We start from the raw sequence: 2,467 nt of genomic DNA, 5'->3' as shown, positions 1-2,467 counted from the left end.
CCTCGCCATTGAACCGTTGTTTGCCGCGCGATCTGACAGGTGCACCATGGGCCGCCCCTCCCGAGGTCGAGGGGCGGCGGAGCAGATGGCGGTCCTGCTCATGTCCGGCTGGCGGGACCCTTGCGGGCGTTCCTCGGCGGTGCCTCACAGAAACGCTAGCGCTCGGTAGGTGAGAGACGCGAATCGCTCGACGCCATGGACGCTGTTGTGGTAGGGCGACGCAGTGGAGCCCCGTCCCCATCTTTCCCGTCACAAGCACCGCTTTAGGAGAGAGGCTGGTTCATCTCGTGCCTGATCTGCGGCTCTGCTGGCCGAATAAGTGAGCGGCTACTCGACTGCAGGGGCGCCGGTGCTGACCGTGGCTGGCCCCTGCATCTGGCACGAATGTGGCACGCGGCTCCTCCCGGCGGTGGCAGAGCGGTGCTGTGTGTGCCCGGGCGATCTCCGAAGCCGCCCCCCGTCGTCCCCGTGCTTCCGTTGGCCTCAGTCGCGGGAGCGGGATCCGCGCAGGAGGACGTGTGTCCAAGTTGTCAGACGCCCGATGAGCCGTACGGCTCGATCGCTGCCTACGCTGGTGAACGGTAGGACCACCAGCGCTGGGACGCTAGCTGCCGTCACGATGAGGAGTGGAGGCAGCAAGACCACTGCGAGAGCCACGCGCTGGACGGCGTCCAAGTGACGGGTCCCTGGGAGTGGGATCAACGAACAGCACCTTTCCTCTGCGAGTTTGACTGTCGATTGCCTAGACTTCCTCTCGGCTGCCGCGTTGCGCCACGTGGCACGTGTTGCCGAGCCGTTGGCAACGGGCGGATGTCAGGGGGGAAGTTTTGGCTACTGACCTTCAAAGCGTGGTGTCGGTGGGGCTGACGGGTCATGATCCCTGCGGTACGCCAAGTGCATGAGGTATGCGCAAGGGGGTGGCCTGACCGACGAACGGCGGTTCTTTCGTGAGAAGTTGCGGCTGGAGGCGGCTGAGCGCTTCCAGCAGGGCGGCGAGAACGCGGTCATCGCTCACGACCTGCGGGTCAGCGTCCGGTCGGTACAACGGTGGCGCAGGGCCTGGTCGCAGGAGGGGCCGAGAGCCCTGGCCTCGAAGGGGCCGGCGTCCTTGCCGTTGCTCAGCGACGAACTCTTCGCCGTCCTTGAGCGAGAGCTGTTCAAGGGACCGGTCGCGCATGGCTGGCCGGACCAGACCTGGACGCTGTCGCGGATCAAGACCCTGATCGGGCGCCGGTTCCACAAGAGCTACACCGTCCAGGGCGTCGCCGCGCTGCTCAGACGGCATGGCTGGACCTGCCAGGTTCCCGCCCGCCGTGCCATCGAGCGAGACGAGGCGGCCGTGGACGGCTGGATGAAGGAGACCTGGCCCCAGGCGGAAGGACCGTGGCGGCGCTCGACGCCTGGCTCGTCTTCGAGGACGAAGCCGGATTCTCGATGACGCCGCCGACCACCCGCACATGGTCCCGCCGCGGCCACACCCCCGTAGTCCGCGTCAGGGGCCGTTCCCGTCGCCGCTTATCGGTGGCCGCCCTGGCCTGCTACAAGACCGGTGAACCCTCGCGGCTTATCTACCGGCCCTGCCCGGACGCCCGGCCCGACGGGCGCAAGAGCTTCTCCTGGAAGGACTACCGTGACTTGATCCAGAGCGCGCATCAGCAGCTCGGCGGTCCGATCGTGCTGGTCTGGGACAACTTGAACACCCACCTCACCGCCGGCATGCGGCGCTACATCGCCGACCGCGACTGGCTCACCGTCTTCCAGTTGCCGCCCTACGCCCCCGACCTCAACCCGGTCGAGAGCATCTGGTCCGTCCTGCGACGCACCACCACGGCCAACCGCGCCTTCGCCGACCCCGATGACCTGATCTCTGCCGTCCGGCGCGGATTACGCCAGCTCCAGTACCGACCCGATGTCCTCAACGGCTGCCTCACCGGCACCGGTCTCCGACGCCAGCCACCCTGACGACATCACGCATTCAAGGTCAGTAAGAAGGTGTTCACGTCAGGGTGTCGAATGAGCACCCCGTCATGCTGCCTCTGAGCACAAAGATTTTTTCGGGCCCGTCCAACCGCATGATCAGGTCCGAAAACGTGAGAGCCAACTGGTGACCCTTTGCTCGGACACGGCTTGGCTCTGCTGCTGATCAGGTCCGGCCCGCTCGGCTTGGCGTTCGGCAGTGATGGCGCGCTGCTTGCAGGCGTCGCACAGGTGCGGGTGGGTCTCCCGTGGGGCGCCCCACCCGGCGGGCTCGATGGCCTTCCACCGTGCGTCGGTGACCCTGGTGCCGCAGCCAGTGCACACCGGACGGCTGGCCTCCCGCTCGGCCCGGGTGCTGTGCGGCGATGCGGCGCAGCTCCTCCTGGTGCTCGCGCTGGCGGGCGGCGTACTCGGCCTGCTGGCGGGCGTCGTGGGCTTCACGGCGCGGGTTGCCGATCGCCTCGAGGAGCGTCTGATTCTGGGGCCGGCC

2 protein-coding genes are annotated in these 2,467 nt (G+C 67.5%); both read left to right on the top strand.

The window, feature by feature from the left end; genetic code table 11:
• Positions 1 to 898: 898 nt before the first annotated feature.
• Positions 899 to 1,962 (top strand): IS630 family transposase gene (locus tag ABTZ59_RS37510; protein WP_503003868.1). Its coding sequence is split into 2 segments (ribosomal slippage): positions 899 to 1,342 and positions 1,345 to 1,962, totalling 1,062 coding nucleotides; the frame shifts between segments, so codons are not numbered across the junction.
• A 310-nt stretch (positions 1,963 to 2,272) separates the two neighbouring features.
• Positions 2,273 to 2,467, top strand: a 195-nt coding sequence (locus ABTZ59_RS36965) for a hypothetical protein (RefSeq protein ID WP_351425866.1), incomplete at its 3' end; no start/stop codon positions are given.

This window comes from Streptomyces sp. NPDC094034, from assembly GCF_040303865.1.
GTDB lineage: Bacteria > Actinomycetota > Actinomycetes > Streptomycetales > Streptomycetaceae > Streptomyces.
Note: the sequence above shows the minus strand (reverse complement) of the source record. Positions and strands in the feature narration are given on the sequence as shown.